This window comes from Streptomyces pimonensis (assembly GCF_041380215.1).
GTDB lineage: Bacteria > Actinomycetota > Actinomycetes > Streptomycetales > Streptomycetaceae > Streptomyces > Streptomyces pimonensis.
Genome location: NZ_JAHWZY010000006.1, coordinates 31,833 through 58,213, shown reverse-complemented (window position 1 = coordinate 58,213; position 26,381 = coordinate 31,833). Strand labels below are relative to the sequence as shown.

19 protein-coding genes and 3 pseudogenes are annotated in these 26,381 nt (G+C 73.9%); 11 read left to right on the top strand and 11 right to left on the bottom strand.

Translation table 11 applies throughout. From position 1 onward, the window contains the following. The first annotated feature begins 22 nt into the window (after positions 1–22). Both KYY02_RS08145 and KYY02_RS08140 read left to right on the top strand, forming a co-directional pair. Entirely contained in the window at positions 23–1,807 is a 1,785-nt protein-coding gene (locus KYY02_RS08145) for an ABC transporter transmembrane domain-containing protein (RefSeq protein ID WP_371237111.1), read from the top strand. Continuing rightward, positions 1,804–3,675, top strand: coding sequence for an ATP-binding cassette domain-containing protein (locus KYY02_RS08140; RefSeq protein ID WP_371236913.1), 1,872 nt, complete (start codon positions 1,804–1,806; stop codon positions 3,673–3,675). Before KYY02_RS08145 ends, KYY02_RS08140 begins: the two co-directional genes overlap by 4 nt. A gap of 39 nt (positions 3,676–3,714) precedes the next feature. On the opposite strand, the gene KYY02_RS08135 is transcribed toward KYY02_RS08140, so the two are convergent. Next, entirely contained in the window at positions 3,715–4,311 is a 597-nt protein-coding gene (locus KYY02_RS08135) for a response regulator transcription factor (RefSeq protein WP_371236911.1), read from the bottom strand. Between the two features lie 940 nt (positions 4,312–5,251). Between KYY02_RS08135 and KYY02_RS08130 the strand changes: the two genes are divergently transcribed. Both KYY02_RS08130 and KYY02_RS08125 read left to right on the top strand, forming a co-directional pair. Beyond that, entirely contained in the window at positions 5,252–7,306 is a 2,055-nt protein-coding gene (locus KYY02_RS08130; protein ID WP_371236910.1) for a phosphocholine-specific phospholipase C, read from the top strand. 299 nt (positions 7,307–7,605) lie between these two features. Further along, positions 7,606–8,220 (top strand): TetR/AcrR family transcriptional regulator, encoded by a 615-nt coding sequence (locus KYY02_RS08125; protein WP_371236909.1) that lies wholly within the window; start codon positions 7,606–7,608, stop codon positions 8,218–8,220. 143 nt (positions 8,221–8,363) lie between these two features. Here KYY02_RS08125 and KYY02_RS08120 read toward each other — a convergent pair whose 3' ends face one another. Then, positions 8,364–9,326 (bottom strand): DUF2510 domain-containing protein, encoded by a 963-nt coding sequence (locus KYY02_RS08120; RefSeq protein ID WP_371236908.1) that lies wholly within the window; start codon positions 9,324–9,326, stop codon positions 8,364–8,366. Positions 9,327–9,588: 262 nt separating this feature from the next. On the opposite strand from KYY02_RS08120, the gene KYY02_RS08115 reads away from it, so the two are divergent. After that, the gene (locus KYY02_RS08115; protein WP_371236906.1) at positions 9,589–12,258 is read left to right on the top strand and encodes an ATP-binding protein; all 2,670 of its coding nucleotides are present in this window, start codon (positions 9,589–9,591) and stop codon (positions 12,256–12,258) included. Positions 12,259–12,276: 18 nt separating this feature from the next. Here the strand turns inward: KYY02_RS08115 and pcaDC are convergent, their stop codons facing one another. Genes pcaDC through KYY02_RS08085 form a run of 6 tightly spaced genes read right to left on the bottom strand, consistent with a single transcriptional unit; the run spans position 12,277 to position 17,507 of the window. Further along, a complete protein-coding gene (gene pcaDC, locus KYY02_RS08110; protein WP_371236904.1) occupies positions 12,277–13,395 on the bottom strand; it encodes a bifunctional 3-oxoadipate enol-lactonase/4-carboxymuconolactone decarboxylase PcaDC in 1,119 nt (372 codons plus the stop codon). Continuing rightward, entirely contained in the window at positions 13,392–14,723 is a 1,332-nt protein-coding gene (gene pcaB, locus KYY02_RS08105) for a 3-carboxy-cis,cis-muconate cycloisomerase (RefSeq protein WP_371236902.1), read from the bottom strand. The genes pcaDC and pcaB overlap by 4 nt, the downstream gene beginning before the upstream one ends. Continuing rightward, positions 14,720–15,325, bottom strand: a complete 606-nt coding sequence (gene pcaG / locus KYY02_RS08100) for a protocatechuate 3,4-dioxygenase subunit alpha (protein WP_371236900.1) — start codon at positions 15,323–15,325, stop codon at positions 14,720–14,722. Before pcaG ends, pcaB begins: the two co-directional genes overlap by 4 nt. 6 nt (positions 15,326–15,331) lie before the next feature. Further along, a complete protein-coding gene (gene pcaH, locus KYY02_RS08095) occupies positions 15,332–16,111 on the bottom strand; it encodes a protocatechuate 3,4-dioxygenase subunit beta (RefSeq protein WP_371236899.1) in 780 nt (259 codons plus the stop codon). Continuing rightward, on the bottom strand, positions 16,108–16,752 hold the full coding sequence (locus tag KYY02_RS08090; protein WP_371236898.1) for a CoA transferase subunit B: 645 nt from the start codon (positions 16,750–16,752) through the stop codon (positions 16,108–16,110). Before KYY02_RS08090 ends, pcaH begins: the two co-directional genes overlap by 4 nt. Continuing rightward, positions 16,752–17,507, bottom strand: coding sequence for a CoA transferase subunit A (locus tag KYY02_RS08085; protein ID WP_371236897.1), 756 nt, complete (start codon positions 17,505–17,507; stop codon positions 16,752–16,754). The genes KYY02_RS08090 and KYY02_RS08085 overlap by 1 nt, the downstream gene beginning before the upstream one ends. Positions 17,508–17,713: 206 nt before the next feature. On the opposite strand from KYY02_RS08085, the gene KYY02_RS08080 reads away from it, so the two are divergent. Together KYY02_RS08080 and KYY02_RS08075 are read left to right on the top strand one after the other, a co-directional pair. Then, the gene (locus KYY02_RS08080) at positions 17,714–18,178 is read left to right on the top strand and encodes a MarR family winged helix-turn-helix transcriptional regulator (RefSeq protein ID WP_371236895.1); all 465 of its coding nucleotides are present in this window, start codon (positions 17,714–17,716) and stop codon (positions 18,176–18,178) included. Positions 18,179–18,615: 437 nt separating this feature from the next. Beyond that, the gene (locus KYY02_RS08075; protein WP_371236894.1) at positions 18,616–19,806 is read left to right on the top strand and encodes a zinc-dependent alcohol dehydrogenase; all 1,191 of its coding nucleotides are present in this window, start codon (positions 18,616–18,618) and stop codon (positions 19,804–19,806) included. Positions 19,807–19,885: 79 nt separating this feature from the next. Here KYY02_RS08075 and KYY02_RS08070 read toward each other — a convergent pair. Beyond that, positions 19,886–21,553: pseudogene (locus KYY02_RS08070) on the bottom strand (OmpL47-type beta-barrel domain-containing protein); the annotation flags it as partial. Here KYY02_RS08070 and KYY02_RS08065 point away from each other — a divergent pair. The 4 genes and pseudogenes from KYY02_RS08065 to KYY02_RS08050 form a co-directional block, all read left to right on the top strand. Further along, positions 21,548–22,003 (top strand): annotated as a pseudogene (locus tag KYY02_RS08065) (multicopper oxidase domain-containing protein); the annotation flags it as partial. The pseudogenes KYY02_RS08070 and KYY02_RS08065 overlap by 6 nt on opposite strands. 85 nt (positions 22,004–22,088) lie before the next feature. Further along, positions 22,089–23,129, top strand: a complete 1,041-nt coding sequence (locus KYY02_RS08060) for a LacI family DNA-binding transcriptional regulator (RefSeq protein WP_371236890.1) — start codon at positions 22,089–22,091, stop codon at positions 23,127–23,129. 286 nt (positions 23,130–23,415) lie between these two features. Beyond that, positions 23,416–23,709 carry a VOC family protein gene (locus KYY02_RS08055; RefSeq protein ID WP_371236888.1) on the top strand — a complete coding sequence of 98 codons (294 nt, stop codon included), beginning with the start codon at positions 23,416–23,418 and terminating at the stop codon, positions 23,707–23,709. A gap of 130 nt (positions 23,710–23,839) precedes the next feature. Further along, positions 23,840–24,085: a WhiB family transcriptional regulator gene (locus KYY02_RS08050; RefSeq protein ID WP_371236887.1), complete on the top strand. Its 246-nt coding sequence runs from the start codon at positions 23,840–23,842 to the stop codon at positions 24,083–24,085. A 201-nt stretch (positions 24,086–24,286) separates the two neighbouring features. On the opposite strand, the gene KYY02_RS08045 is transcribed toward KYY02_RS08050, so the two are convergent. Both KYY02_RS08045 and KYY02_RS08040 read right to left on the bottom strand, forming a co-directional pair. After that, positions 24,287–25,273 (bottom strand): acyl-ACP desaturase, encoded by a 987-nt coding sequence (locus KYY02_RS08045; RefSeq protein WP_371236885.1) that lies wholly within the window; start codon positions 25,271–25,273, stop codon positions 24,287–24,289. A gap of 200 nt (positions 25,274–25,473) precedes the next feature. After that, a pseudogene (locus KYY02_RS08040) lies at positions 25,474–26,251 on the bottom strand (N(G),N(G)-dimethylarginine dimethylaminohydrolase). Between the last annotated feature and the right edge of the window lie 130 nt (positions 26,252–26,381).

The window sequence follows — 26,381 nt, the reverse complement described above, 5'->3', positions numbered from 1 at the left end:
GACGGAAGGAGGCCGGCCGGTGCTGACGACCGGGTTCCGGGCACGGCGGGCGGGCAGGGCGAGGGACGGAGCCGACGGCGCGGAGCCGGGGCGCGCGCCCGAGGTGCTGGTGCTGCTGTGCTCGGTCGGAGCGGCCGTGGCGACGGTGGCCCAGCCCTTCGCCCTCGGCCGCACACTGGATCTGCTCCTGCGCGACGGCGGGGCCGGCGGTGCCGCGGGACGCTGGCTGGCGCTGAGTGCCGCGCTGCTTCTCGGTGAACTGCTGCTCGACAGCCTCACCTCCCTGTTCACCGGACGCTGCAACGCAGTGTGGACGGCGTCCCTGCGCTCCCGCGCCTTCGACGGTCTGCTGCGCGCCGTACCGGATCGCGCGCGGCCCTTCACCCCGGGGGACGTCGGGACCCGCCTGACCCTCAACGCCGCCGACGCGGGCGGCGCCCCGGCGGCCCGGGCGGCGCTGGCGGCGTCGATGGTCACGCCGGTGGGCGCGCTCGCGGCGCTGGCCTTCGTCGACATGTGGGTGGCGGCCTGCGTGCTGGCCGGGCTCCCCGCCCTGGCGCTGGTGCTGCGGACCTTCGCCCGTGACACCGGTGCCTCGGTGGCCGCCTACCAGGAGGCGCAGTCGCAGATCGCGTCCCGGCTGCTGGAGGCCCTGGAGGGCGCGGCGACGATCGCCGCCGCGGGGACCGGAGCCCGTGAACGAGCGCGTGTGCTGGAGCCGTTGACGCGGCTCGCCGCCCTGGGCCGGCGGATGTGGGCGCTGCACGGGCGGGCCCTGGGCCGAAGCGGTGTCCTGGTCCCCCTGCTCACCCTGGCCGCCACGGCCGTCGGCGGCCTGCGCCTCGCGTCGGGCGTCCTGAGCGTGGGCGAGCTGCTCGCCGTGTGCCGGTACGCGCAGTTGACGGCCGGCGTCGGCGGTGCCGCGTCCCTGCTGGGCGCGGTGGTGCGGGGCCGCGAGGCGCGGAACCGGACCCTGGCCCTGGCGCGCATGCCCGTGCTGGACCACGGAACGCGGTGTCTTCCCCCGGCGGGACCGGGCGAACTCGAACTGCGCGGCGTGCGGGTGGTGCGCGACGGCAGGCAGGTACTGCGCGCCGACGGCGTGCGGGTGCCGGGCGGCGCCACCGCCGCGGTGGTCGGCCGCAGCGGAGCGGGGAAGTCCGTCCTGGCCGCCGTGGCGGGTCGGCTGATCGACCCCGACGAGGGACAGGTGCTGCTGGACGGCGTCCCCCTCGACCGGTTGTCCCGGGAGGCGCTGCGCACCGAGGTCGCCTACGCCTTCGAGCGCCCGGCGCCGGCCGAGGGCACGGTCGCCCAGGTGGTCGCCGCCGGCTCCCGGCGGGTGTCGCCCGAGCAGGTCAGGGAGGCCTGCCGGGCCGCGGGCGCCGACGGCTTCGTCCGCCGGCTGCCGAGCGGTTACGACACCCCGCTGTCCGCGGCGCCGCTCTCGGGCGGCGAGTACCAGCGCCTCGGGCTCGCCCGGGCGTTCGCGCACGCCGGACGGCTGCTGGTCATGGACGACGCGACGTCCAGTCTGGACACCGCCACGGAGCACGAGGTGGACCGGGCGCTGCGCCACTCGGTGCGGCCCGGAACCAGGCTGGTGGTGGCGCACCGCCCGTCGGTGGCGGCCCGGGCGGACCTGGTGATCTGGCTGGAGGACGGGGGAGTGCGGGCCGTCGCGCCCCACCGCGAGCTGTGGGGGACGGCCGGTTACCGGGCGGTCTTCGGGGCCGGGGACACCGGGACCGCGGCGCCGGGTACGAGTGCCGGGCGCCGGGCCGAACCCGAGGAGGCACGGCCGTGACGCGCGTCGCGGAGACGGGCGACGGGACCGGGGCGCTGCGCCGCGTCGCGCCGCCCGCCCGTCGTTTCCTCGCCCGCCGCACAGGGGTGCTGGCGCGGCTCGCGCTCTGGTCGCTGGCCGAGACCGGGCAGGCGTTCCTCGTCGGCTACGGCGTGGCTCAGGCCGTCGACCGGGGGTTCCTCGCCGGTGACGTGCGCCGGGGGTTGCTGTGGCTCGCGGTCGCGCTGGTCGCCGTACTGTTCGGCGCCCCGGTGATCCGGGGCGTGTTCACCCAGCTGGCCGGGCTGACGGAGCCGCTGCGCGACGGCCTGGTGCGGCGCGCGGTCGACCGGTCCCTGGACCGGGCCGTCCGGGACGGGGCCGGCGGGACGGACCGGGCGGCCGTCTCCCGGCTGACGAATCAGGTCGAGATCGCCCGGGACAGCTTCGCCGGCCTCGTCCTGACCCTCAGGTCCTTCGTCTTCACCGCCGCCGGAGCGCTGCTGGGTCTGCTGTCGCTGCACCCCGCCCTCCTCGTGGTGGTGCTTCCGCCGCTGACGGGCGGCCTGCTGCTGTTCCTGGCGACGCTGCGGCCCATGGCGGCGGCCCAGCGGCGCGCCCTGGCGGCCGACGAGGCGCTGGGCGACCATGCGGCCCGGTCACGGGCGGCGTTGCGGGACCTGACGGCCTGCGGAACCGGGCCCGGAGCGGCGCGGCGCGGCGCGGCGCTGGTCGAGGGGGCCGCCGCCGCGGCCCGTGCCCTGGCCGGCTGGGCGGCGGTGCGCACGGCGGCGCTCGGCGTCGCGGGTCAGCTGCCCGTCCTGGCGCTGCTGCTGGCGGTGCCGTGGCTGCGCGGGCGGGGAGTGACGGCGGGCGCGCTGCTGGGAGCTTTCACCTATCTCGTCCAGTCGCTGCTGCCCGCCCTGCACACGCTGATGACCGCGCTCGGCGCGGCGGGGGCCCGGCTGCTGGTCGTCCTCGACCGGATCATCGGCCCGGAGCCGGAGCCGGAGCCGGAGCCGGAGCCGGCGCCGGATGCGGGGACGGGGACGGGGACGCCGGAGCCCGGGCACCCGGCCGCGCGCCGTCCGACTGCCGGCCCCGCCGTCGTCGGCGCCCGGTCACCGGTGCGCGGGCGACGTCCGGTGCGCGGCGGACCGACCGCGGCGGTGGAGCTGCGGTCCGTGACCCTGGCCTACGGCGCCCGCGCGCAGCCGGTCCTCGACTCGCTCGACCTGTGCGTCGCCCCGGGCGAGCGCCTCGCCGTCGTCGGACCGAGCGGCATCGGCAAGTCGACGCTCACCCGCCTGGTCGCGGGGACGCTCGCGCCGAGCGGCGGCCAGGTGCGGGTGGCCGGACGGGAGGTGACCGGGCGCGCCCCGGCCGAGCTCGCCGCGCTGCGGGTACTGGTGCCCCAGGAGGCGTACGTCTTCTCCGGGACCGTGGGGGACAACCTCGCGTACCTGTGTCCGGACGCGGACCGCGCGGACCTCGACGCCGCCGTCGGGTCCCTCGGCCTGCGGCCGCTGGTCGAGCGCCTGGGCGGGCTCGACGCCCCGGTGCGGCCCGCCGACCTGTCCCCGGGCGAACGGCAGCTCGTCGCGCTGGCACGCGCCCACCTGTCCCCCGCGCCCCTGCTGTTGCTCGACGAGGCCACCTGCCACCTCGACCCGGCGTCCGAGGCGCGCGCGGAGGAGGCCCTCGCGCGGCGCCGGGGGACACTGCTGGTGGTGGCGCACCGCCTGTCGTCGGCCGTCCGCGCCGACCGGGTACTGGTGCTGGACGGGACACAGGCGGTGTGCGGCACGCACGAGGAGGCGCTGGAGCGCTCACCGCTCTACCGTGACCTGACGGGCCACTGGAACGGCGGCCCGGCCCGGAGGCCCTGACCGGGGCCGGCCGTCCCCGGGGCGGTCCCCGCACGTCCGTCACGTCCATCCGGCGCTCTGGACGATGCGTATCGCGTCGACCCGGTTGCGGGCGCCCACCTTCCGGATCGCCGTGGCCATGTAGTTGCGGACGGTCCCCCGGGACAGATGCAGACGGGCCGCGATCTCGGCCATCGGCGCCCCCTGGGAGGCGAGGGACAGCACGCTCAGCTCGCGGGTGGTCAGCGGCATCTCCGCGCCCTCCAGCAGGGCGACCGTGAGCGTCTGGTCGAGGAAACGTTCCCCCTTGGCGACCGTGTGGACCGCCGTGATCAGCCGGCGCGCCGGGGCGTTCTTGTCGACCAGCCCGAGCGCACCGCCGTCGAACGCCCGACGGAGGATCCCCGGCCGCCTGGCGGTCGTCAGGACGACGAGCCGGTCCCCGCACAGCGTCCGGAAGGACGCGTCGTGTGTCTGCCCCGGCCCCCACAGGCAGTCACCGTCCACGACCCACACGTCCGTCGGCAACGCGTCGTGATCCGGCAGGCTGGCGCCGGGCGACATGGACGAGACCTCCAACGCGGTATCGGATCTGAGCAGTTGCACCAGTGCCGATCGCAACAGTTCCTCGTCGTGCACCACGACAGTACGAACCATTTCCCCCACCCTCTGTCAGCGGCTGCTCCCTGGGCAGCCGACCGCGCACTCCCTCCGCGCCAGGAGCCGTGTGCCCTGATTGCCCCGGGACAACACGACGCGTACGCACGTGCGAACCGCACCGGACGCAATCCGTCGTTCCCGGCGGCCCTCGGGGAGCGGGGACGGCTGTGCCCGCCCGGCCGAAAACGACGGAGCCGCACACCCTCCGGAGGGCGGCACCCGCCCGCGCGGAACGCGGCGACCGGCCGCCGTGCCCACGACGGCGTCCCCGCTGCCCTGGTTACGGCGGCACATCGCCGGCCGGAGCGGCCGTACCGCGCCGTACAGGAGGCGCCGGGGCAGGGGGCCGCCCCGTTCGAAGCGCGGCCGGAAACAGTCATCGCCCAATCTGGCGCGAATTCCACCGTCCGTCCGGAAAGACCGCGCTTCCCCCCGCCTCCCGTCGACCCGGCCCGGAACGGGCGCCGGTGGGCTGTCGGCGGGTTCCTCTGGTCTTTCGCCCACCCCCACAGCGGTGCACGCCGATCGGGCCGTCGCCGGACGCGCTGTGCCGGAATCCGGACCCGCGCGCGGCCACGCCGCCGCGCTGCGCCACGGCGGCTTCGTCACCGGCGCGGTGGCCAGGGCCGCGCCCGCGACGTCTTCGGCCGCCTCGACGAGGGGGACCCCGACCGGTACGCGGCCCAGTGGCTCGCCACGGTCGTGCACCTCACCGGCGCCGAAGCGGCGCTGCGCCGGGACCACTGTCACGGCGGGACCCCGGGGCCGGCCGGGTCCGCACGGTGATCCGGGACGGTCCACGAGGCGGCGCCGCACCTCACGTACCGACGACCTTCACGCCCGAGCCACCGCGCCCTTCCGCGACGTTCGCCGGTCCTGGAACACTCCTTCCGCGCGCACCCCTCAGCATCCGGCACCGTACGGGAGGCCCTCACCCATGCCTGGAGTCAACCGGCGCCGATTCCTCCAACTCACGGGAGCCACCACGGCGTTCAGTGCGCTGTCGGCGAGCATCGAGCGGGCCGCCGCGCTCCCGGCCCACCATCGCTCGGGGTCGATCGAGGACGTCGAGCACATCGTCGTCCTGATGCAGGAGAACCGCTCCTTCGACCACTACTTCGGCAGGCTGCGCGGCGTCCGCGGCTTCGGCGACCCGCATCCGGTGACGCTGGACGGCGGCAGGCCGGTGTGGCACCAGACCAGGAGCGACGGCACCGAGGTCCTGCCCTTCCACCCGGAGGCCGACGACCTCGGCATGCAGTTCCTGGAAGGGCTGCCGCACGGCTGGTCCGACGGCCAGGAGGCCTACCACAACGGCAAGTACGACCGCTGGCTGCCCGCCAAGGGCACCACCACCATGGCGTACCTGACCCGCGAGGACATCCCCTTCCACTACGCGCTCGCCGACGCCTTCACCGTCTGCGACGCCTACCACTGCTCCTTCATCGGTTCCACCGATCCCAACCGCTACTACCTGTGGTCGGGGCACACCGGCAACGACGGCACGGGCGGGGGCCCGGTCCTCGGCAACGACGAACTCGGCTACGACTGGACGACGTATCCCGAGCGGCTGGAGGAGGCCGGGATCTCCTGGAGGATCTACCAGGACATCGGCGACGGCCTGGACGCGGCCGGTCACTGGGGCTGGATCTCCGACGCCTACCGCGGCAACTACGGCGACAACTCCCTGCTGTACTTCAACAAGTACCGCGAAGCCGAACCCGGCGACCCCCTGTACGACAAGGCCCGCACCGGCACCGACGTCGGGAACGGCGACGGTTACTTCGACCGGCTCCGCGCCGACGTCAAGGCCGGACGGCTGCCGCAGATCTCCTGGATCGCCGCCCCCGAGGCCTTCTCCGAGCATTCCAACTGGCCTTCCAACTACGGCGCCTGGTACATCTCCCAGGTCCTGGACGCGCTCACCTCCAACCCGGCCGTCTGGGCGAGGACCGCCCTGTTCATCACGTACGACGAGAACGACGGCTTCTTCGATCACGTGGTGCCGCCGCTGCCGCCGAAGTCGGCCGCGCAGGGCCGCTCCACCGTAGACGTGTCCCTGGACGTCTTCGAGGGCGACGCCACCCACCGCGAGGGTTTCTACGGGCTCGGCCCGCGCGTGCCGATGCTGGTGGTCTCACCGTGGAGCAAGGGCGGGTACGTCTGCTCGGAGACGTTCGACCACACCTCGGTCATCCGGTTCATGGAGCGCCGCTTCGGTGTGCGCGAGCCGGGCATCTCGCCGTGGCGCCGCGCCGTCTGCGGCGACCTGACCTCCGCCTTCGACTTCTCCCGCAGGGACAGCCGGCCGGCCCGGCTGCCGGACACCGACGCCTACGAGCCGCCGGACCGCGACCGCCACCCCGACTACCGGCCCACGCCCCCGGCCGAGACCGGCATGCCCCGCCAGGAGCGCGGGCTGCGCCCGGCCCGCCCGCTGAAGTACGCCCCGGCGGTGGACGGCTCCGCCGACCCGGCGACCGGAAGGTTCACGCTGACCTTCGCCTCCGGCGCCCGGGCGGGCGCCGGCTTCCTGGTCACGTCCGGCAACCGCGCCGACGGCCCCTGGACCTACACGACCGAGGCCGGAAAGAGGATCTCGGACACCTGGAACTCGGCCTGCTCCGAGGGCTCGTACGACCTGACCGTGCACGGCCCCAACGGGTTCCTCCGCGTCTTCCGGGGACCGAACGGGGCCGCGGGCTGCGAGGTCACCGCCCGCCACACCGGCGACGACATCCGGCTGACGTTCGTCAACGAGGGGCCGGGCACGGCCCGGCTGCGGCTGGCCGACGGCTACCGCGGCCGTCCCGCGACCGTCACCGTCCGCCCCGGCGCCACCGTGCACCGCACCGTCGGCCTGCGCGCGAGCCACCGCTGGTACGACCTGACGGTCACCTCCCCGGCCGAGCCGGGCTACCTGCGCCGCTTCGCGGGGCACGTCGAGAACGGCCGGCCGGGCGTCAGCGACCCGGCGATCGTCACGGACTGACCGCGGGCCGGCCGGAGGGGCGACCGCGTCGCTGCGGCCAGTCGTGACTCCCCCCGGTGCCTCAAGGGCCCGAGAGGCACCCCCAGGGCGGATGGGGGTGCCTCCCGCTCGGACGGAGCCGGAGCGGGGGAGGCGCCCCGCCGGCGCCGGGCCGTGCGGTGCGTGGTGCCGCATCTCATCGGCACGAGCTCGTATTGATACGCCAGTGTACCGATACGCTTGTGTACCGGTACGGTCGCGTACCGGTACACTGGCGCATCAATCACCTGTGCCCGCTCGAAGGACGAGGAACCGAGCCGATGACGTCACAGGACGCGGACCGTCCCGGGTCGGCCGGGACCTCGCGCCGCTCCAAGATCACGCCGGAGCGCGAGCGGGAGTTCTTCGACGCCGTGCTGGACCGGATCCGCGAGTGCGGCTACGACGCCGTCACCATGGAGGGCATCGCCGCCAGCACGCGGTGCAGCAAGTCCACCCTCTACCGGCAGTGGCGGACCAAACCCCGGTTCGTCGCCGCCGCCCTGCGCTCCAGCCGGCGGACGCGGTTCGCCCGCATCGACACCGGCACCCTCGCCGGAGACCTGCGCGAGGTGGCGCGGTGCGCGGGGGAGTGGTCGCCGAAGGACACCACGCTGCTCCAGGCGCTCGGACACGCGGTCGTCCAGGACCGGGAGCTGGCGCGGGCGCTGCGCGAGGCGCTGGTCGACCCGGAGGTCGGCGCGCTGCAGGAGATCCTGCGGCGCGGAGTCGAGCGCGGTGAGGTCGCCGCCGGGAACCCGGCGCTGGAGTACGTCCCGGCGCAGATCTTCGGTGTGCTGCGGGTCCGGCCCGTACTGGAGGGCCGCAACGCGGACCCGGAGTACCTGATCCGCTTCGTGGAGGCCGCCGTGCTGCCGGCCCTCGGCCTCGAATGAGACTCAGGCCGCCGTCGACGGGATGACCACCGTACGGCGGCCTGACCGCGCCGCACCGTGGGGACGGGGGCGGCGCTCACCCCGGCCGGGTGGGACGCCTCTTGAGCGGAGGGGCGCCCCGTCCGGCCGTCGGCCGCGCGGTGTCAGACGTCCTGGCCGCTGCCGCCGCCCGACGACGCCTCGATGCCCTCGGTGATCTCGTCGAGGACGGACTGCCCCTGATCGGTGTCCACCCCGAAACGGACCACGACCATCCGCTGCGGCTGCGTGGGCGACGGGAAGGCCAGCGACTGGACGTACCCGTCGGAGCCCTTGCTGGTGACCGCCTTCCAGCGCACCAGATAGCCCTTCTGCCCGGCCACGGTCACGGCCCTGGACGCGAGGACGTCGTGCGAGGTGATCCTTCCGTACGCCGCACCGCCGTAGCTCTCCTCCGCGTTGGCGGGGATGTCCGCCTTGGCGACCTCCTCGGCGGTGGACCCGCGGATGCCGAACGCCAGGGCCGGAGCAGAGTACGCACCGCCCTCGGTGCACGTCCTGGAGGTGTCGCCGGGACAGTCGTACGAGTCCTTTGACGTCACCGAGGCGCCCACCTGTGATTCCTGGCCGTACCAGCCGTCCGGGACGGGCAGGCTGATGCCGCTCAGCGCGTCGGTCACCGACCCGCTCTCGATCCGCGGAGCCCCGGACCCGTCCGGCGCGGGCTCCGCACCGCCGGAACCCCCGTCCCGTCCGTCCGGGTCGCCGAACGGCCCGCCGTCCCGCCCGGCCGGCCCCTGCGAGGTCGTGGTGCCGCCCCCGCCGTCGTCCGTCAGCGCGTACACGCCCACACCGACGCTCGCCAGGACGGCGACGACGGCCGCCACCGCTGTCCCGTTCCGCACCTTGCGCCCTCGTCCGGGCGGGGCCGGAGCGGGGTACGCCGGGTGGGCCGGATACGCCGGCCCGCCCGTGCCGTCCGGCACCGGGGGACCCCAGGCGGCGGCCGGCCCCACCGGACGGACCTGCTCCGTCCAGGCCCTGCCGTCCCACCAGCGCTCGGTGGCCGGCCCCTCATTCGTCTGCCCGGGGTCGGGGTACCACCCGGGAGGAGTCACCTGCGTCATGCCCCCACCGTATGAGGCCTCGGTGAAAGCCGGATGAGAGAGCCCCGTCACACCCTCGCGCGGGCCGCCCGGCGATTCCCATCGTCCTTCCCCTCGGCAGCAGTTGACCATCAGAGCCCCTGCTGAGGGACGGCGCGCGCCGACTCCCCGCGGCCGTGTCACCCGTCACGGCAACACGTGGCGCGAGCGGGCACCGCTCGGACGGCAGGAGGACTACGCTCAAGGTCTGTACGTCATTCGGGCGACTCGGGGAGGTAGCGGGATGACGGAGATGCGGCCCCCGGCCGCTCTGTGGGAGCGCGACGAGGAAGTCGCCGTGATCACACAGGCCGTCGACACCCTGTGCGCGGACCGCTCCTCACCGGGCGGTCTGCTGGTGCTCCAGGGCGAGGCCGGGTTCGGCAAGACCGCGCTGCTGGCCGAGACCCGCCGCATCGCCGAGCAGCGCGGCTGCACCGTGTGGTCGGCCCGCGCCGGCGAGACCCTGCGCTCCGTCCCCTTCAACGTCGTGCGCCAGCTCCTCCAGCCCGCACTGGTGTCGATGCTGCCGGAGGAGGCGCGCGAGTACCTCGGTGACTGGTACGACATCGCCGGCCCCGCCCTCGGCATAACCGACCCCGGCGAGCGGTACGCCGACCCGCAGGGCGTGTGCGAGGGACTGGTCGCCGTCGTGCACCGGCTGGCCCGCCGGGACTGGCCGCTGGTCCTGCTGATCGACGACGCGCACTGGGCCGACCAGGAGACCCTGCGCTGGCTCGCCTCCTTCGCCGAACGCCTGGCGGACGTCTGCGTCCTCGTCGTGGTCGCCCGCCGGCCCGGCGGGATCTCCGAGGCCGGCGCCCGGTATCTGGACGCGGTCGCCGCCGACCGGCCCGTCGCCGTGCTCAGCGCCCTCACCCCGGAGGCCGCAGCCGGACTCACCCGCGCCACCCTGGGCGAGAACGCCGACGCCGCGTTCTGCCGCGAGGTCTGGGCCGTCACCGACGGCAACCCCTACGAGACCGTCGAACTCCTCGCCAAGGTCCAGGACACCGAACTCGAACCCGTCGAGGCCCACGCCGGCGAACTGCGGGACCTGAACCGCTCCGCCCGCGGCGGCGGACTCGTCGCCCGCCTGGAGCAACTCGGCATAGACGCCACCCGGTTCGCCTGGGCCGCCGCCATCCTCGGCAACGACATCACCGTCGACCTGGTGGCCCGGCTCTCCACCCTGAACGTCGACGCCGCCGCCCGCTGCGCCGAACGCCTGCGCAGCGCCCGCATACTCACCGTCGCCGACCCGTCCGCCAGGATCCGCACCGCTCCCGCCGACCTCGAGTTCGTCAACCCCCTGATCGCCACCGCCGTCTACAACTCCATCCCCGACGCCCTGCGCCGCGCCATGCACGGCATAGCCGCCCGGATCGTCACCGACTCCGGACGCGGCGCCGCCGCGGCGGCCCGCCACCTCCTCGAAGTGCACCCGGAGGACGACGAGGAACTCGTCCGGCAACTGCGCGAGGCCGCCCGCGAGCACCTCGCCGTCGGCGCCCCGGACGCCGCCCGCCGCTGCCTGGAACGCGCCCTGGAGGAACCGCCCCGCCCCGAGGTCCACGCGCGGGTCCTCTACGAACTGGGCTGCGCCACCTTCCTCACCGCACCCGCCCGCACCATCGGCCATCTGCGGGCCGCCCTCGGCATGCCCGGCCTCGACGGCGACCGGCGGGTGGACGCCGTGGTCCGCCTCTCCCAGGCGCTGCTGCACAACGACCAGATGGAGGAGGCCGTCCGCACCGTCGAGGCGGAGGCCTCCCGGCTGGGACCCGGCCCCGCGCAGATGCGGTTGCGGACCGTGCAGTTCATGTGGGAGGGCATCCACGCCGGCGAGACCGCCTCCCCCGGCCGATCCGAACGGCTGGCCGAACTCGCCGCCACCTGCACCGGCCGGGACAACTCCGAACGTGCGCTGCTCATCGTCCGCGGCTTCGACGCCATGATGCGCGGCGAGAACGCCGAGGAGATCGTCGAGATCTGCGACCGCGCCCTCGTCAACGGCCGTCTCGCCCCCGGCCTCGGCTGGACCGACTCCGAGTGGGGCGTGGAGCTGCTGCTGATGCTGGCTGACACCTACGCGTACACCGACCGCCTCGATCGCGCCGAGAGCCTCTACAACGAGGCCCTGCACGCCTACGACACGGCGGGCTGGAGCGGCGGCCACCTGGCCCTGGCCCACGCCTACGTGGGACTCGGACGCCGCAGGCGGGGCCGGCTGGAGGCGGCGGAGGCGGCACTGCGCGAGTCCCTGCGCCTGGCCGAACACGTCGGCCGCGGACTGCCCCTGTACTGGACGGCGACCTGCAACCTGGTCGACACCCTGCTCGCGCGCGGTCATGTCGACGAGGCATGGGAGGTGGCCGAACGGTACGGCTTCGCACCGCCCTACCCGTCCACCATCGTGCTGCCCGACCCGCGCTCCGTGCGCGGCCGGCTGCTGCTCGCCGTCGGCCGTGTCCAGGAGGGCGTCAACGAACTGGAGGCGGCGCAGAAGGCGGCGGCCGTGCGCGGCCACCACAATCCGGTGCACGTCTTCTGGGCCGCCGACCTCGCCCGCGCCCTCGCCACCGAGGACCCCGTCCGTGCCGCCCGGCTCGCCGTCGACGTCCGCCGGCAGGCCGAACGCTTCGGCACGGACACCGCCATAGGAGAGGCCCTGCGCGTCGCCGCCGCCCTGGAGACCGGCCAGCGCGCGGTCCGCCTCGCCGCCCAGGCGGTCGCCTACCTGGAGTCCTCCCCCTGCCAGTACGAACACGCCGCGGCCCGAGTCGAGTACGGTATCCTCGCCCGTTCCGTCCCCGACCTCGAGCGCGGCCTCGCCCTGGCCCGCTCCTGCGGCGCCGACGGCCTGGTGGAGCGGGCCAGGGAGGAGCTCGGGGCGGGCGTGGGACCGCGCTAGCGCCGAGGACGCCCCCGGCTACCCGTCCTCCTCCGCCAGCACCCGCTGAGCCGTCGCGAACGCCGAGTTCGCCGCCGGGACCCCGCAGTACACGGCCGTCTGGAGCAGCACCGCCCCGATCTCCTCGGCGGTGAGCCCGTTGCGGCGCGCCGCGCGGACGTGCATGGCCAGCTCGTCGTAGTGGCCGTGCGCGACCAGCGCCGTGAGCGTGACCATGCTGCGTTCGCGGCGGGTGAGGGTCGGGTCGGTCCAGATCTCGCCCCAGGCGTAGCGCGAGATGAAGTCCTGGAAGCGTGCCGTGAACGGCGTCTGCCGGGCCTGCGCCCGGTCCACGTGCGCGTCGCCCAGCACCTCCCGGCGCACCTCCATACCGCGCCGGGCGGCCCCGCCGAAGTGCGTCCGCAACGCGGTCAGCACCGCCTCCGGGCGCTGGGCCGGCGCCAGGTGCGAGGCGCCCGGGATCTCCACCAGTGCGGCGTCCGGCACCGCGTCCGCGATCTCCCGCAGATGCTCGGGCGGCGTCGCCGGGTCCTCCCGGCCGGCCACCAGCAGCGTCGGCACGGACACCTCCGCCAGCCGGTCCCGCAGATCGAACGAGGCCAGCGCGTCGCAGCAGGCGGCGTACGCCCCCGGGTCGGCCTCCCGGTGGTCCCGGACCAGCCCCGGCACGGTGAACCCGGACGTGAACCACCGGGCGTGCGCGCCCTCCGCGAGGCCGGCGAGCCCCTCGCGACGCACCAGCGCCGCCCGCTCCTGCCACGGCTTCGCGCCGTTGAAGTGCGCCGAGGAACAGATCACGGCCAGCGACGACAGCCGGTCCGGATGGTGCACGGCCAGATGCAGCCCCACCGCGCCGCCCAGCGAGACGCCCGCGTACGCGAACCGCTCGATGCCGAGCGCGTCGGCGAGCGCGAGCACCAGGCCGGCGAGGTCGCCGACGGTCGCACCGGCGCCGATCAGCCCCGCCGCCGAACCGCCGTGCCCCGGCAGGTCCCAGCGGACCACGCGGTGCGCGACCGACAGCTCGGGCGCCACCTCGTCCCACAGGGCGTACGAGGTGCCGAGCGAGGGGCCGAGCAGCAGCGGGGGAGCGGAAGAAGGGCCTTCCGTAAGGTGGTTGAGGAGGGTGTCGGTCAACGTCGCTCCAGGGCGCGGTCGGTGAGCGGGCCGGCGGAACCGGTGTAATGGGCGGGGTCGATGAGCGAGGAGACGTCGGTCTCCTCCAGCTCGCTCTCTCCGGCGAGCAGTTCGCCGAGGTCGCGCCCCTCCTGGTACGCCCGCCGGGCCAGCTCCGTGAGCAGCTCCTTCGCGCGGGCGCGACCGAGGACCGGCGCCAGTTCGGCGGACAGCCGCTCGGAGACGATCAGTCCGTGGGTGAGCCGGAGGTGGTCACGCATGGCCTCCGGACACACCCGCAGTCCCTCGGCCAGTTCGGCCGCGTCCCGGGCGGCGCCGCCCACCAGGCGGAGCAGGTCCCTCAGCGGTTCCCACTCGGCGTGCCAGGCGCCGGCCGGCCGCTCGTCCTCGGCCACCAGCGAGCCGTACAGTGTCGCCGCGAGCTGCGGTGCGCGCCGCGCCGCCGCGACGATCAGTGTCGAGCGCACCGGATTCGCCTTGTGCGGCATGGCCGAGGAGCCGCCCCCGCCGCCCTCGGCGACCTCGGCGATCTCCGTGCGCGAGAGGGTGAGGACGTCCACGGCGAGCTTGCCCAGCGCGCCGGCGGCGAAGGCGAGACAGCCGGCGAGGTCGGCGACCGGTGTGCGCAGCGTGTGCCAGGGCAACAGGGGCTCGGCGAGCCCGAGCTCACGGGCGTACGCGCCCGGCAGCGCGGTGGCGTCCTCGGCCCCGTACGCGGAGAAGGCCGCCAGCGTCCCCGCGGCGCCGCCGAGTTGGGCGGGCAGTGAGCCGCGTACCGCCGTCATCCGGTCCCGCGCGTCCAGCACCAGCGACCGCCACCCGGCCGCCTTCAGCCCGAACGTCGTCGGTACGGCGTGCTGGGTCAGCGTCCGGCCCGGCATCGGTGTGTCACGGTGCTCGGCGGCCAGGCGGGCCAGGGCCCGCCGGCAACGGTCGAAGTCGGCGAGGACCGGTCCCAGGGCGCGGTGGGCGACCAGCATCATGGCCGTGTCCATCACGTCCTGGCTGGTCGCCCCCCGGTGCACGTACGGGCCGTGCTCCGCGCCGACCGCCCGGGTCAGCTCCGCGACCAGCGGGATCACCGGATTCCCGCCGCCCCGCGCCCGTACGGCGAGGGACGCGACGTCGAAACCGGCCGGGTCGGCCGCCTCCGTCACCGCCGTCGCCGCCCGGGCCGGGGCGAGTCCCAGTGCGGCCTGGGCGCGGGTCAGCGCGGCCTCCGCATCGAGCAGCGCCCGCAGGAACGCCGTGTCCGCCGTCTCGGCGGCGGCCGGGGAACCGGCCCACCCGGGGGCGAGCAGGCCGGTGTCGGAATCGGCTGGTGTCACTGGAACTCCAGGAAGACCGTCTCGCCCTCGCCCTGAAGGCGGATGTCGAAACGGTACGTGCCCGCGCTCTCCTCGCCCGCGACCAGCGTGTCGCGGCGCCCGGTGTCGAGCCGGGACAGCAGCGGGTCCGCCGCCAGCGCCGCCTCGTCGCCCGGCAGGTAGACCCGGGTGAACAGGTGCACCAGCAGCCCCCGCGCGAACACGCACACACTGAGGTACGGCGCGTTCCCGCCCCGGGCTCCGGGACGGAGCGTACGGGCGTACCAGTGGCCGTTCGCGTCGGTCCGGATCCGCCCGAAGCCGGTGAACTCCACGCCGTTGCGGCCGAGGAAGCCGCCGCTCGCCGGGTCCCGGCGCATCGAACCGTCCGTCGTCGGCACCCTCCCCTCGGGGTCCGGCCCCCACAACTCCAGCAGCGCGTCCGGCAGTGGACGGCCCTCGCCGTCGTACACGTACCCGTGCACGGTGACGGTGTCCGGGTGTCCGACGGGCGCGATGTCCTCACCGCCGGGGAAGGGCAGGGCGTGGCCGTAGAAGGGGCCGATCGTGTGCGACGGGGTGGGCAGCACGGTCTCCGGACGGGTGGTGTCGATCTTCGTCATGGTGGGTCAGCGCCCCTCTTCCATCCAGGTGGCCTGCGGTCCGTCGAGCACGATGTCCCAGTGGTAGCCCATCGAGAACTCCGGCACCGACAGGTTGTGGTCGTAGGTCGCGACCAGCCGCTGTCGGGCGGCGTCGTCCGTCACCGACTGGATGATCGGGTCGTACGGGAAGAGCGGATCGCTGGGGAAGTACATCTGTGTCACCAGCCGCTGGGCGAACGCCGTACCGAAGACCGAGAAGTGGATGTGCGCGGGCCGCCAGGCGTTGAGGTGCTGGCGCCAGGGGTACGGGCCCGGCTGGATGGTGGTGAAGCGGTAGGAGCCGTCGTCGTCGCTGAGGGTGCGGCCCACGCCGGTGAAGTTCGGGTCCAGCGGGGCGTCGTGCTGCTCACGCCGATGGGCGTACCGTCCGGCCGAGTTGGCCTGCCAGATCTCCACCAGCTGGCCGCGCACCGGCCGTCCGTCGCGGTCCAGCAGCCGGCCGGAGACGGTGATGCGCTCGCCGATCGGCTCACCGGCGTGCTGCCGGGTGAGATCGTTGTCGATCTCGGTGATGTCCCGCTCCCCGAACGCGGGGGAGTACAGCTCCACCAGCTCCGGGTCCTTGGTGACGTCGATGGCGACCGGCGGCTGCTTCGGGTGGCGCAGCGCCGAGGAGCGGTACGGCGCGTAGTCACGGCGCGGGTGGTGCTCGACGGGCGCGCCGTCGGCGACCCGCTTCCCGTACGCGGCGCGCTCGGACGCGATCTCCCGGTCGATGTCGGCTTGAGTGAGTACGTCGGTCACGACAGGCCCTCCCCGAGGGTGAGTTCGGCTCCGGTCCTGGCGGTGATCTCCTCGACGGTCACGCCGGGAGCGGTTTCGGCGAGGACGAGCCCGCCGTCGGTGACGTCGAGGACGCCGAGGTCGGTGATGATCCGGTCCACGCACTCCCTGCCGGTCAGCGGAAGCGAGCACTCCGTCACGATCTTCGGCGAGCCGTCCTTCGCGGAGTGGGTCATCACCACGATCACCGTGCGGGCGCCGTGGACCAGGTCCATCGCGCCGCCGATGCCGGTGACGAGCTTGCCGGGTACCGCCCAGTTGGCCAGGTCGCCGCGCCCGGACACCTGCATCGCGCCGAGGACGGCGACGTCGATGTGCCCGCCGCGGATCATCGAGAAGGACAGCGCCGAGTCGAAGAAGGAGGCGCCCGGAAGGACCGTGACGGTCTCCTTCCCGGCGTTGATCAGGTCCGGGTCGACTTCCGCCTCGGCAGGGTACGGTCCGGTGCCCAGGATGCCGTTCTCGCTCTCCAGCACCACCTCGACCCCGGCCGGGAGGTGGTTGGGGATCAGTGTGGGCAGGCCGATGCCGAGATTGACGTACTGGCCGTCGCGCAGTTCCCGGGCCGCCCGCGCGGCCATCTCCTCCCGTGTCCAGGCCATCAGCCGCTCACCGTCCGCCGCTCGATCCTCTTGTCCGCCGCCTGCTCGGGCGTGAGGGCGACCACCCGCTGCACGAAGACCCCCGGCAGGTGTACCGCGTCCGGGTCGAGGGCGCCGGGCTCGACCAGCTCCTCCACCTCCGCCACCGTCACCCGGCCCGCCGTCGCGGCGAGGGGGTTGAAGTTGCGGGCGGACCTGTTGAACACGAGGTTGCCGTGCCGGTCGCCCTTCGCCGCCCGCACCAGCGCGTAGTCGGTGCGGATGCCGCGCTCCAGCACGTACTGGGCGCCGTCGAACTCCCGGACCTCCTTCGCGGGCGAGGCGAGCGCCACCCCGCCGGAGCCGTCGTAGCGCCAGGGCAGTCCGCCCTCGGCGACCTGCGTGCCCACCCCGGCCGGGGTGTAGAACGCCGGGATGCCGGCGCCCCCGGCGCGCAGCCGCTCCGCGAGGGTGCCCTGCGGGATCAGCTCCACCTCCAGCTCGCCGGCCAGGTACTGCCGGGCGAACTCCTTGTTCGCGCCGATGTAGGAACCGGTCACCCGGGCGATCCGGCCCGCCGCCAGCAGCACCGCGAGCCCGGACTCCATCGCCCCGCAGTTGTTCGAGACGACCGACAGCCCGTCGACCCCCCGCTCGTACAGCGCCTGGATCAGCACGTTCGGCACACCGCTGAGGCCGAAGCCGCCCACCGCCAGTGACGCGCCGTCCGGCACGTCAGCCACCGCCTCCGCAGCCGAGGCGACCACCTTGTCCATCCGAGGGATCCCGTCCTTTCCGGGCGACCCGACCGAGTTAGTCAGGGCACTGAGTATTCCCGCGAGGTCGGCCACACGCTGCCATCGAGAGGGTCGGAGCGTCAATACCCTGCTCAAACACGTACCGAACGGCACAGGGGTCACGACGAGGACGCCTCTGTGCGGGTATCGTTCAGTGCACCAACGAAAACGACGAGGGAGCGCACATGGCCGCGGTGGACCTCGCCACCCACCCCGGGCACCTCGCCCGGCGGCTCCAGCAGACGCACTACCTGCTGTGGAACACGATGGTCTCCGAGGAGATCACCTCGCCGCAGTTCGCGGTCCTCAACGCGCTCGTCGCCGAGCCGGGTCTTGACCAGCGCACCGTCGGGGAGCGGGTCGGGCTGGACCGGTCCACCATCGCCGAGGTGATCGGCCGGCTCATCCGGCGCGGGCTGCTGGACAAGGTCCGTGATCCGCAGGACGGCCGCCGCTTCCTGCTGCGCCTCACCGACGACGGCGTGCGCACCCACCGCAGGCTGACGGTGCGCACCGCGCGGATGAACCAGGTCTTCCTGGCCCCGCTCGACGCCGACGAGCAGGCGCTCTTCATCGACCTGATCCGGCGGGTGGCGGACGCGGCCGAAGGCCTGCGCGATCCGGCCCCCTCCCCGGCGGCCCCGCGCTGACCGGGCCGATCGGGCCGTCCGCGCGTACACCCCCACACCCGACCGTGCGCGAAGCCCGTCCGCCCGCCCTCCACGGCGGCGGACGCGGTGCCGTCCCGCGCGGCCGGACGGGCCCGGCGCGCCCGGCGCCCGCGTCCGCCCCACAGCACGGTGGCCCTTCCCGGAACCCACCGTCTCCGGTGTACGGGGTCGGCGGCCCCGCCGGGACGCCCCGGCGGCACGCCCCTGACTCCGCGCCCACCGGCGCCACCGCGTCCGCCTCGTGCCGTCCGTTGTCCTGATCGTGCGTTCCTCCGGCCGGCGACGGCCGGAGGCGCTCCGTGCGGCGGCCTGCGCCGACCGGGTCGACGGCCGGCGGTTCGGCGTGGGGCGGCTCGGGTACCCGGACGCCCACCGCGTGAACGACACACCGGTCACCACGGAGGGAGCAGGCTGCGATGAGGGCACTGACCTGGCAGGGAAAACGGGACGTGAAGGTGGAGAACGTGCCCGATCCCCGGATCGAGGAGCCGACGGACGCGATCATCCGCGTCACCTCCACCGGACTGTGCGGATCCGATCTGCATCTCTACGAGGTCCTCACCCCGTTCATGGCCCCGGGCGACATCCTCGGCCACGAGCCGATGGGCATCGTCGAGGAGGTCGGCGCGGCGGTGCCCGACCTGCAGGTCGGCGACCGGGTCGTGGTGCCGTTCCAGATCGCCTGCGGCAACTGCTGGATGTGCCTGACCGGACTGCCCACCCAGTGCGAGACCACCCAGGTCAGCTCCGAGGGCATGGGCGCGGCCCTGTTCGGCTACACCCGGCTGTACGGTGCGGTGCCGGGCGCCCAGGCCGAGTACCTGAGGGTCCCGCAGGCCCAGTACGGCCCGATCAAGGTGCCCGAGGGCCCGTCCGACGACCGGTTCGTCTACCTCTCCGACGTCCTGCCCACCGCCTGGCAGGCGGTCGCCTACGCCGGTGTCCCGAAGGGGGGCAGCGTCGCCGTGCTCGGGCTCGGCCCCATCGGCGACATGGCCTGCCGGATCGCCCAGGTCCAGGGCGCGGGACGGGTGTTCGGCGTGGATCTGGTCCCGGAACGGCTGAACCGGGCGAAGCAGCGGGGCGTGGAGACCTTCGACCTGCGCTCCTTCGACGACGAGAAGGAACTCGTCGCCGCGATCCGCGACCAGACCGACGGCCGCGGCCCCGACGCCGTGATCGACGCCGTCGGCACCGAGGCGCACGGCAGCGCGGCGGCCCGCATGGTGCAGAACGCCTCGGCGCTGCTGCCCCGCAAGCTCAGCGGTCCGATGGCGGAACGCTTCAGCGTCGACCGGCTCGCCGCCCTGTACACCGCGATCGAACTGGTGCGCCGCGGCGGCACCATATCGATCAGCGGCGTGTACGGCGGCATGGCCGACCCGATGCCCATGCTCACCCTGTTCGACAAGCAGATCCAGATGCGCATGGGCCAGGCGAACGTACGCCGCTGGAGCGACGAGATCATCCCCTACCTCACCGACGAGGACCCCCTGGGCGTCGACGACTTCGCCACCCACCGGGTGCCGCTCGACGAGGCGCCGCGGGCCTACGAGATGTTCCAGAAGAAGCAGGACGGCGCGGTCAAGGTGCTGATCAAGCCCTGACCCGGGAGCCGGGGACCCGGCCGGGTGAGGCCGGGCCGGGTCAGGAAGCCGGAACCCCGGCTTCCTGACCGGTGGGGACCTACAGCTCCCTGATCCGGACGTCCCGGTAGGAGACGACGTCCGTCGTGCCGTGCACCTGCAGTCCGATATGGCCGGAGGTGAACCGCCGCCCGTCCGTGCCCGGGTCGTCCGAGCGCGGCGGGGCGAAGTCCTGGCCGCCGGTGTTGTCGAACTCGTTGATCGGCACGCCGTTGCGGTAGACCGAGTAGTGCTGGTCCACCACCCGGATCTCGTAGTCGTTCCAGGTGCCCTTCTGCGTCACGCCCGCGCCGGCCAGGCCGACCCGGTCGAAGCCGTGGACCGAGCCCGTCTTGTACATGTCGCCGGTGGGCGAGTCGAACACCTGCACCTCGTGCCCGTACGTGATGGCGACCCACTCCGGCCGCGACTCCTCCGGGTGGTCGTGGACCTGCGGGAACCGTACGAACACGCCGGAGTTGGCGTTGCCCGCGCCCGGGGCGTCGTCACGCCACTGGAACCTCAGCGAGAAGTCGCCGTACTTGCGCTCGGGGAACCACAGCATGCCGAGCCCGCTCCTCGTGGTGCCGGAGGTGATCGACCCGTCCGGGTTCAGCGCGAACGAACCGCCGCCCACCTGTTCCCACTTGGCGAACGACTCCTGACTGCTGTCGAGGATCTTGTGGTAGCCCTCGGTCCGGCCGGGCTCGCCGATGCCGGACTGACGGGCCGCCTTGTCGATCGCCCGGTACTCCTGCTGGTCGACGACCCCCTTCTTCCTGAGCCCCTCCAGGACGCTCCTCACGTGCTTCAGGAACAGCGCCTGTGAGGTCCACTCCTTCTCGTCCTCGATCAGCTCGCCGATCCGGCACCGGTTGTCGGTGACCCGGTTCGGCACGCCCGAGTCGACCGTGCCGACGACCACCGTCAGCCGCTCGTCGTACTCGGGGCAGTGGGGCGCGGGCACCCCGCCGTCCGCCACGACCGTGAAGCTCACCGTGAGCGGATCGGAGGTGTTGCCGACCCGGTCGCTCGCCCGGTACGCGACCGTGTGCCGGCCCGCCCGGTCGACGACCACGGGGCCGGTGTACGCCAGGTACGGCCCGCCGTCGAGCGAGTACTCGATGCCGGCGACGCCGGAGCCCCCGTGCCCGTCGTCCGCGCTGAGGACGACGGTGGCCTCACCGAGGTAGGCGTCGGCGGAGTTCCTGACGCCCGTCACCGTCACGCCGGTCGCCGGCGGGGCGGTGTCCTGCGGGGGAGCGGCGACGACGGTGAACTCCACGCTCTTCTCCGCCGCCGCGTTGCCCGCCCTGTCGGTGGCCCGGTAGCGCACCGTGTGGGCGCCCACCCGGTGCACCATCACCGGGGCGGTGTACGGCTGCCAGGCGCCGTCGGCGCCGATCGCGTACTCGATGGTGTTGACGCCGGTGCCGGTGTCCGACGCGGTGACGGTGACCGTCGCCATGTCGACGTAGGCACCGTCGTCGTTCCTCTCGCCGGCCACCGTCGCCGAGGTCTCCGGCGAGGTGGTGTCGTCCGACTGCGGGGCGACGACGGTGAACTCGACGCTCCTCTCCGCCGACACGTTGCCCGCCTTGTCCAGGGCGCGGTAGCGCACGGTGTGCGTGCCGACCTGGTCGACGACGACCGGGGCGGTGTACGGCTGCCAGGCGCCGTCGGCCCCGATCGCGTACTCGACCCGGTCCACGCCCGAGCCCTCGTCGGTGTCCTGCCCGACGCGACCCACACCATCGTCTTCAACGACATGTCGATCAACAACAAGCCGGCGCACACCGGCCCTGACTTCGAGGCCACCGTGGGCGACCGCGTAGAGATCGTCATGATCACGCACGGCGAGTACCACCACACGTTCCACATGCACGGTCACCGCTGGGCCGACAACCGCACCGGCATGCTCACCGGACCCGACGACCCGAGTCAGGTCATCGACAACAAGATCTGCGGCCCGGCCGACTCCTTCGGCTTCCAGGTCATCGCGGGGGAGGGCGTCGGGGCGGGCGCCTGGATGTACCACTGCCACGTCCAGAGCCACTCGGACATGGGCATGGTCGGCCTGTTCCTGGTGAGGAAGCCGGACGGCACCATCCCGGGCTACGACCCGCACGAGCACGCCCACGGGGCGGCCGCCGGGGAGGGCCACGAGCACGGGCACTGACGCACCGGACGCGATCCGAGAGCGCTCTCGCCCGTGGCCGGGCCGGGGCTATCCTTTCCCGCAGCCGCAGGTGAGGAGCCCCGAAGTGACCGACACAGTGCCGCGCCCCACGCTGGAGGCCGTGGCCGCGCGGGCCGGGGTCTCCCGGGCCACGGTCTCCCGCGTGGTCAACGGCTCCGACGGGGTGCGGGAACGTCTGGCCGAGCGGGTGAGGCGGGCGGTGGAGGAACTCGGGTACGTACCGAACCAGGCCGCCCGCAGCCTGGTGACGAAGCGCCACGACGCCATCGCCGTCATCGTGGCCGAACCGGAGACCCGGGTCTTCGCCGATCCCTTCTTCGCCCGGCAGCTGCGCGGCATCAGCAAGGAGCTGACGGCCCACGACAACCAGCTCGTGCTGCTGCTCACCGAGGACCGCGACGACCACGCCCGCGTCGGCCGCTACCTGGCCGGCGGCCATGTCGACGGCGCACTGGTGTTCTCCCTCCACATCGACGACCCGCTGCCCGGACTGATCCAGCGGGCCGGTCTGCCGACGGTCTACGGCGGCAGGCCCGACTGGAACGGCGGCCGGCGCGGCGTCGCCTACGTCGACAGCGACAACCGGGGCGGCGCCCGCGACGCCGTGCGGCATCTGCTCGGCCTCGGCCGCGGCCGTGTCGCCCACATCACCGGCGCCCTCGACCAGACCGCGGCGCTGGACCGGCTCGACGGCTTCCGCGACGTCATGGTCGACGCCGATCCGCGACTGGTCGCAGAGGGCGACTTCACCCCGGCCGGGGGCGAGCGGGCGATGCGGCGACTCCTCGACAGCTGCCCCGGCCTGGACGCGGTGTTCGCCGGCAACGACCTCATGGCGGCGGGCGCCCTGCGCGTGCTGCGCGAACACGGGCGGCGGGTACCGGACGACGTGGCGGTCGTCGGCTTCGACGACATGCTGCCGATCGCCGAACAGACCGAACCGCCGCTCACCACGGTCCGCCAGGACATCGAGGAGATGGGCCGGCTGATGGCCCGCCTCCTCCTGCGCGACCTGGACGGCACCACCGCGTCCGACGAGAACGCCGACGGCGCCCCGTCCGCCGTGATCTTCCCGACGACCCTGGTCCGACGGGCGTCCGCCTAGGACCTCCGCCGACCGCGGGCACGTCGTGCCTCCTCCAGTGCCCCGAAGGCCCGGAAGGCGCCCCAGGGCGATGAGGCCCCGGTCGAGCGAAGCCGGGAGAGGGAGAAGCCGGGAGCGGAGGAGGCGCCCCGTAAGCGCCGGGCCGCGTGGAGCCCCTCCGGCCCGCCTCGACGCGGCGCACTCCGCGAGTGCCGGGCCGTGCGACCCCCCCCGGCCCGCGGGCCCGTGACACATCCGCCCGAGTGCTTCACCGGCGACAGCCGGCAGGGCGGTGGAGGGCGCGGCGGTGACCTTCCCCGACGGCGCCCGCACCTCCGTCGGCCCCGCCGGGACGGGCGAGGAGGGCATGTCCGGCGGGCTGGTGCCGCAGGCCGACGACCCCGCCGGGGCGGAGTCCGGCGGGCCCCACCGGCTGCCCTGCTTCGGGGTGGACGACACGGGCACCGCCGTCGCCAGGACCGTCGAGCTGGGCGGCGGGGCGCTGATGCCCGTCACCTCCGTCGCCGGCCGGACGGCCCGCCTGGAGGACCCGTACGGCGCACGGTTCGCCGTCCTCAGGAGTGATCCGCGCGAGACCTGACACGCCCGGCGCGCCGCCGTGCGCGCCGGGCGCCCCGGCGTCATCATCATGCGGTCGTGGGAGGCCCAAAGGGCCCTCCGTTGATTCCGCGTTGATCGGACGTTTTTCGCCGCACGGCACGCTTTCGGTCATGCACACCGAAACGATTCCGTCGCCCGACCTCGCCTGGCAGGAGGAGGCGCTGTGCGCGCAGACGGGGGGAGACTTCTTCTTCCCTGAGCCCGGTAGCTCGGTCCGTGAGGCCAAGCGGATCTGCGGTCTCTGCCCGATCCGGGGCGCCTGCCTCGAGTACGCCCTGGCCCACGACATGCGCTTCGGTGTCTGGGGCGGCATGTCGGAGAAGGAGCGCCTGGAACTGCGGCGCGCCGGACGGTAGTCCCCGCCGGTCGCCGGTCGCCGGTCGCCGGTCGCCGGTCGCCGGTCGCCGGACCGGGAGGACCGGTACGGCCGGCGCCGTCCCCCGCGACGGGGGCCGACGCGCGGCCGGACGTGGGGCAGAGGCGGTCGCGCCGCCTCGCCCGGGCGGACACGCTGGTTCCGATCGGGCCGTCCCGGCCCCTCGCGCCCCGGCCGGGCCTCAGTGGCCGGCGCGGGCCGCCATCCGGGCCTTGCGGGCCGCCAGCTTCTCGTCGAACTTCGCGGCCTCCGCGTCCAGGCCCCCCATGAACAGGCCCAGTTCCTCCTGGGCCTTGAGGCCCTCGGGACCCAGCCCGTCGATCTCCATGACCTTCAGGAAGCGGAGCACCGGCTGGATCACGTCGTCGTGGTGGATGCGCAGGTTGTAGACCTCGCCGATGGCCATCTGCGCGGCCGCCCGCTCGAACCCGGGGATGCCGTGGCCGGGCATCCGGAAGTTCACCACGACATCGCGCACCGCCTGCATCGTGAGGTCCGGAGCCAGTTCGAACGCCGACTTGAGCAGGTTGCGGTAGAAGACCATGTGCAGGTTCTCGTCGGTCGCGATCCGGGCCAGCATGCGGTCGCAGACCGGGTCGCCGGACTGGTGGCCGGTGTTGCGGTGCGAGATGCGGGTGGCAAGTTCCTGGAAGGCGACGTAGGCGATCGAGTGGAGCATCGAGTGCCGGTTGTCCGACTCGAAGCCCTCGCTCATGTGCGCCATGCGGAACTGCTCCAGCTTGTCCGGGTCCACCGCCCGCGAGGCGAGCAGGTAGTCCCGCATCACGATGCCGTGCCGGCCCTCCTCGGCCGTCCAGCGGTGCACCCAGGTGCCCCAGGCGCCGTCCCGGCCGAACAGCGTGGCGATCTCGTGGTGGTAGCTGGGGAGGTTGTCCTCGGTGAGCAGGTTCACCACCAGCGCGATCCGGCCGACCTCGGTGACCTTCGACTGCTCCTTGTCCCAGGCCTCGCCGTCCTCGAAGAAGCCGGGGAAGTTGCGGCCGTCGCTCCACGGCACGTACTCGTGCGGCATCCAGTCCTTGGTGACCTTCAGGTGCCGGTCGAGCTCCTTCTCGACCACTTCCTCCAGCGCGTACAACAGCCGGGCGTCGGTCCAGTCCGAAGGGCTGCCGAGGTGGGGAGAAGTGTGGGGAGAGGTGAGCGACACGGGTGACTCCATGGGGACGGTGACATACGGGGATCCGGCGAGCGGTGCCGGGAACCTACGGAATCGTAGGCTACGTAGCCGTAGGTTACGTAGCCGTAGGTTAAGGGTGTCGTAAAGAGGCTGATCAGCGGGGTTCCCCCGGAGTGTCGTCCCGCCCCGGAGCCGTGGATCGCTGCGCCCTACGGTGACACGGTCACTGGTCAGAGGCGCAGTTCACGAAGCCGCACCGGGAGGCACGTCACGCAACCCTCGCGCTTCTCGAGGTCGCCGGTGTCCACCAGGACCGGCTCGTAGCAGAGGTCCGCGAACAGTTCAGCGCTCTTCGGCGCGCTCGCCGCCATCAGCAGCCCGTCCCCGTCGGGCAGCACCACGTGCGCCCCGGCCGCCTCCGGAACGGGCCGGAGACGCGGGAACGGTGACGGTGTGTCCATGGGCCACGCGCCCGACGACCGTCCCGTCCGGCAGTGCCGTGACCGCCGGTTTCAGGTGCGGCGCCTCGGCGACGGGTGCCGCGCCCCCAGCGCCCCGGACGCGGCCCGCACCTGTTGCACCCCGGCCGCGTCGGTCCGCCCGCCCCGGCCCACGTACACCGTGTCGCCGACCTTCGGCGCACCGCCGCCGTCCGGCGTGCCCGGCCCCCGGACCCGGTTCACCGAGCAGCCCGACGACGCCACGGCCCTCTCGGCCCCGGGCGTCTCCGCGCGCCGGGACTGCGCACCGGAGCGGGCGATCGGCGCCACGTTCCGGAACATGACGGCCTGTCCTCCACGAACACCGAGTCCGGGCGGTCGACGGCCGGGGCCACCTCGATCGTCTCCCGGCCGTGGGCGCGCAGTGTCCGTGTGTACGCCCCCCACTGTTCCACCGCGCGGCCGACGTCGACGCCCTCCCGCTCGATGCGCGTCACCAGCCCCTCGGCCGGACGGGGGCGGGGCGACGGACGAGGGCCTTCTTGCCGGCACGAGGGAGACTCCGCATCGGACGGGGCGTGGTGGCCGTGCCGGGGGAGTCCGTGGAGCGGCCGGTTCCCCCGGGCACCGGCCCGGCCGTCATGCAGGGCCGGCCCGGCCCGGGCCACCCCCGGCGGTGGTGAGGGGAACCACCGGTG

Coding starts and splice junctions, on each gene's coding strand:
- KYY02_RS08135 (WP_371236911.1), bottom strand. CDS start 4,311: ATGGTTCGTACTGTCGTGGTGCACGACGAGGAACTGTTGCGATCGGCA.
- KYY02_RS08130 (WP_371236910.1), top strand. CDS start 5,252: ATGCCTGGAGTCAACCGGCGCCGATTCCTCCAACTCACGGGAGCCACC.
- KYY02_RS08125 (WP_371236909.1), top strand. CDS start 7,606: ATGACGTCACAGGACGCGGACCGTCCCGGGTCGGCCGGGACCTCGCGC.
- KYY02_RS08120 (WP_371236908.1), bottom strand. CDS start 9,326: ATGACGCAGGTGACTCCTCCCGGGTGGTACCCCGACCCCGGGCAGACG.
- KYY02_RS08115 (WP_371236906.1), top strand. CDS start 9,589: ATGACGGAGATGCGGCCCCCGGCCGCTCTGTGGGAGCGCGACGAGGAA.
- pcaG (WP_371236900.1), bottom strand. CDS start 15,325: ATGACGAAGATCGACACCACCCGTCCGGAGACCGTGCTGCCCACCCCG.
- KYY02_RS08090 (WP_371236898.1), bottom strand. CDS start 16,752: ATGGCCTGGACACGGGAGGAGATGGCCGCGCGGGCGGCCCGGGAACTG.
- KYY02_RS08085 (WP_371236897.1), bottom strand. CDS start 17,507: ATGGACAAGGTGGTCGCCTCGGCTGCGGAGGCGGTGGCTGACGTGCCG.
- KYY02_RS08080 (WP_371236895.1), top strand. CDS start 17,714: ATGGCCGCGGTGGACCTCGCCACCCACCCCGGGCACCTCGCCCGGCGG.
- KYY02_RS08075 (WP_371236894.1), top strand. CDS start 18,616: ATGAGGGCACTGACCTGGCAGGGAAAACGGGACGTGAAGGTGGAGAAC.
- KYY02_RS08050 (WP_371236887.1), top strand. CDS start 23,840: ATGCACACCGAAACGATTCCGTCGCCCGACCTCGCCTGGCAGGAGGAG.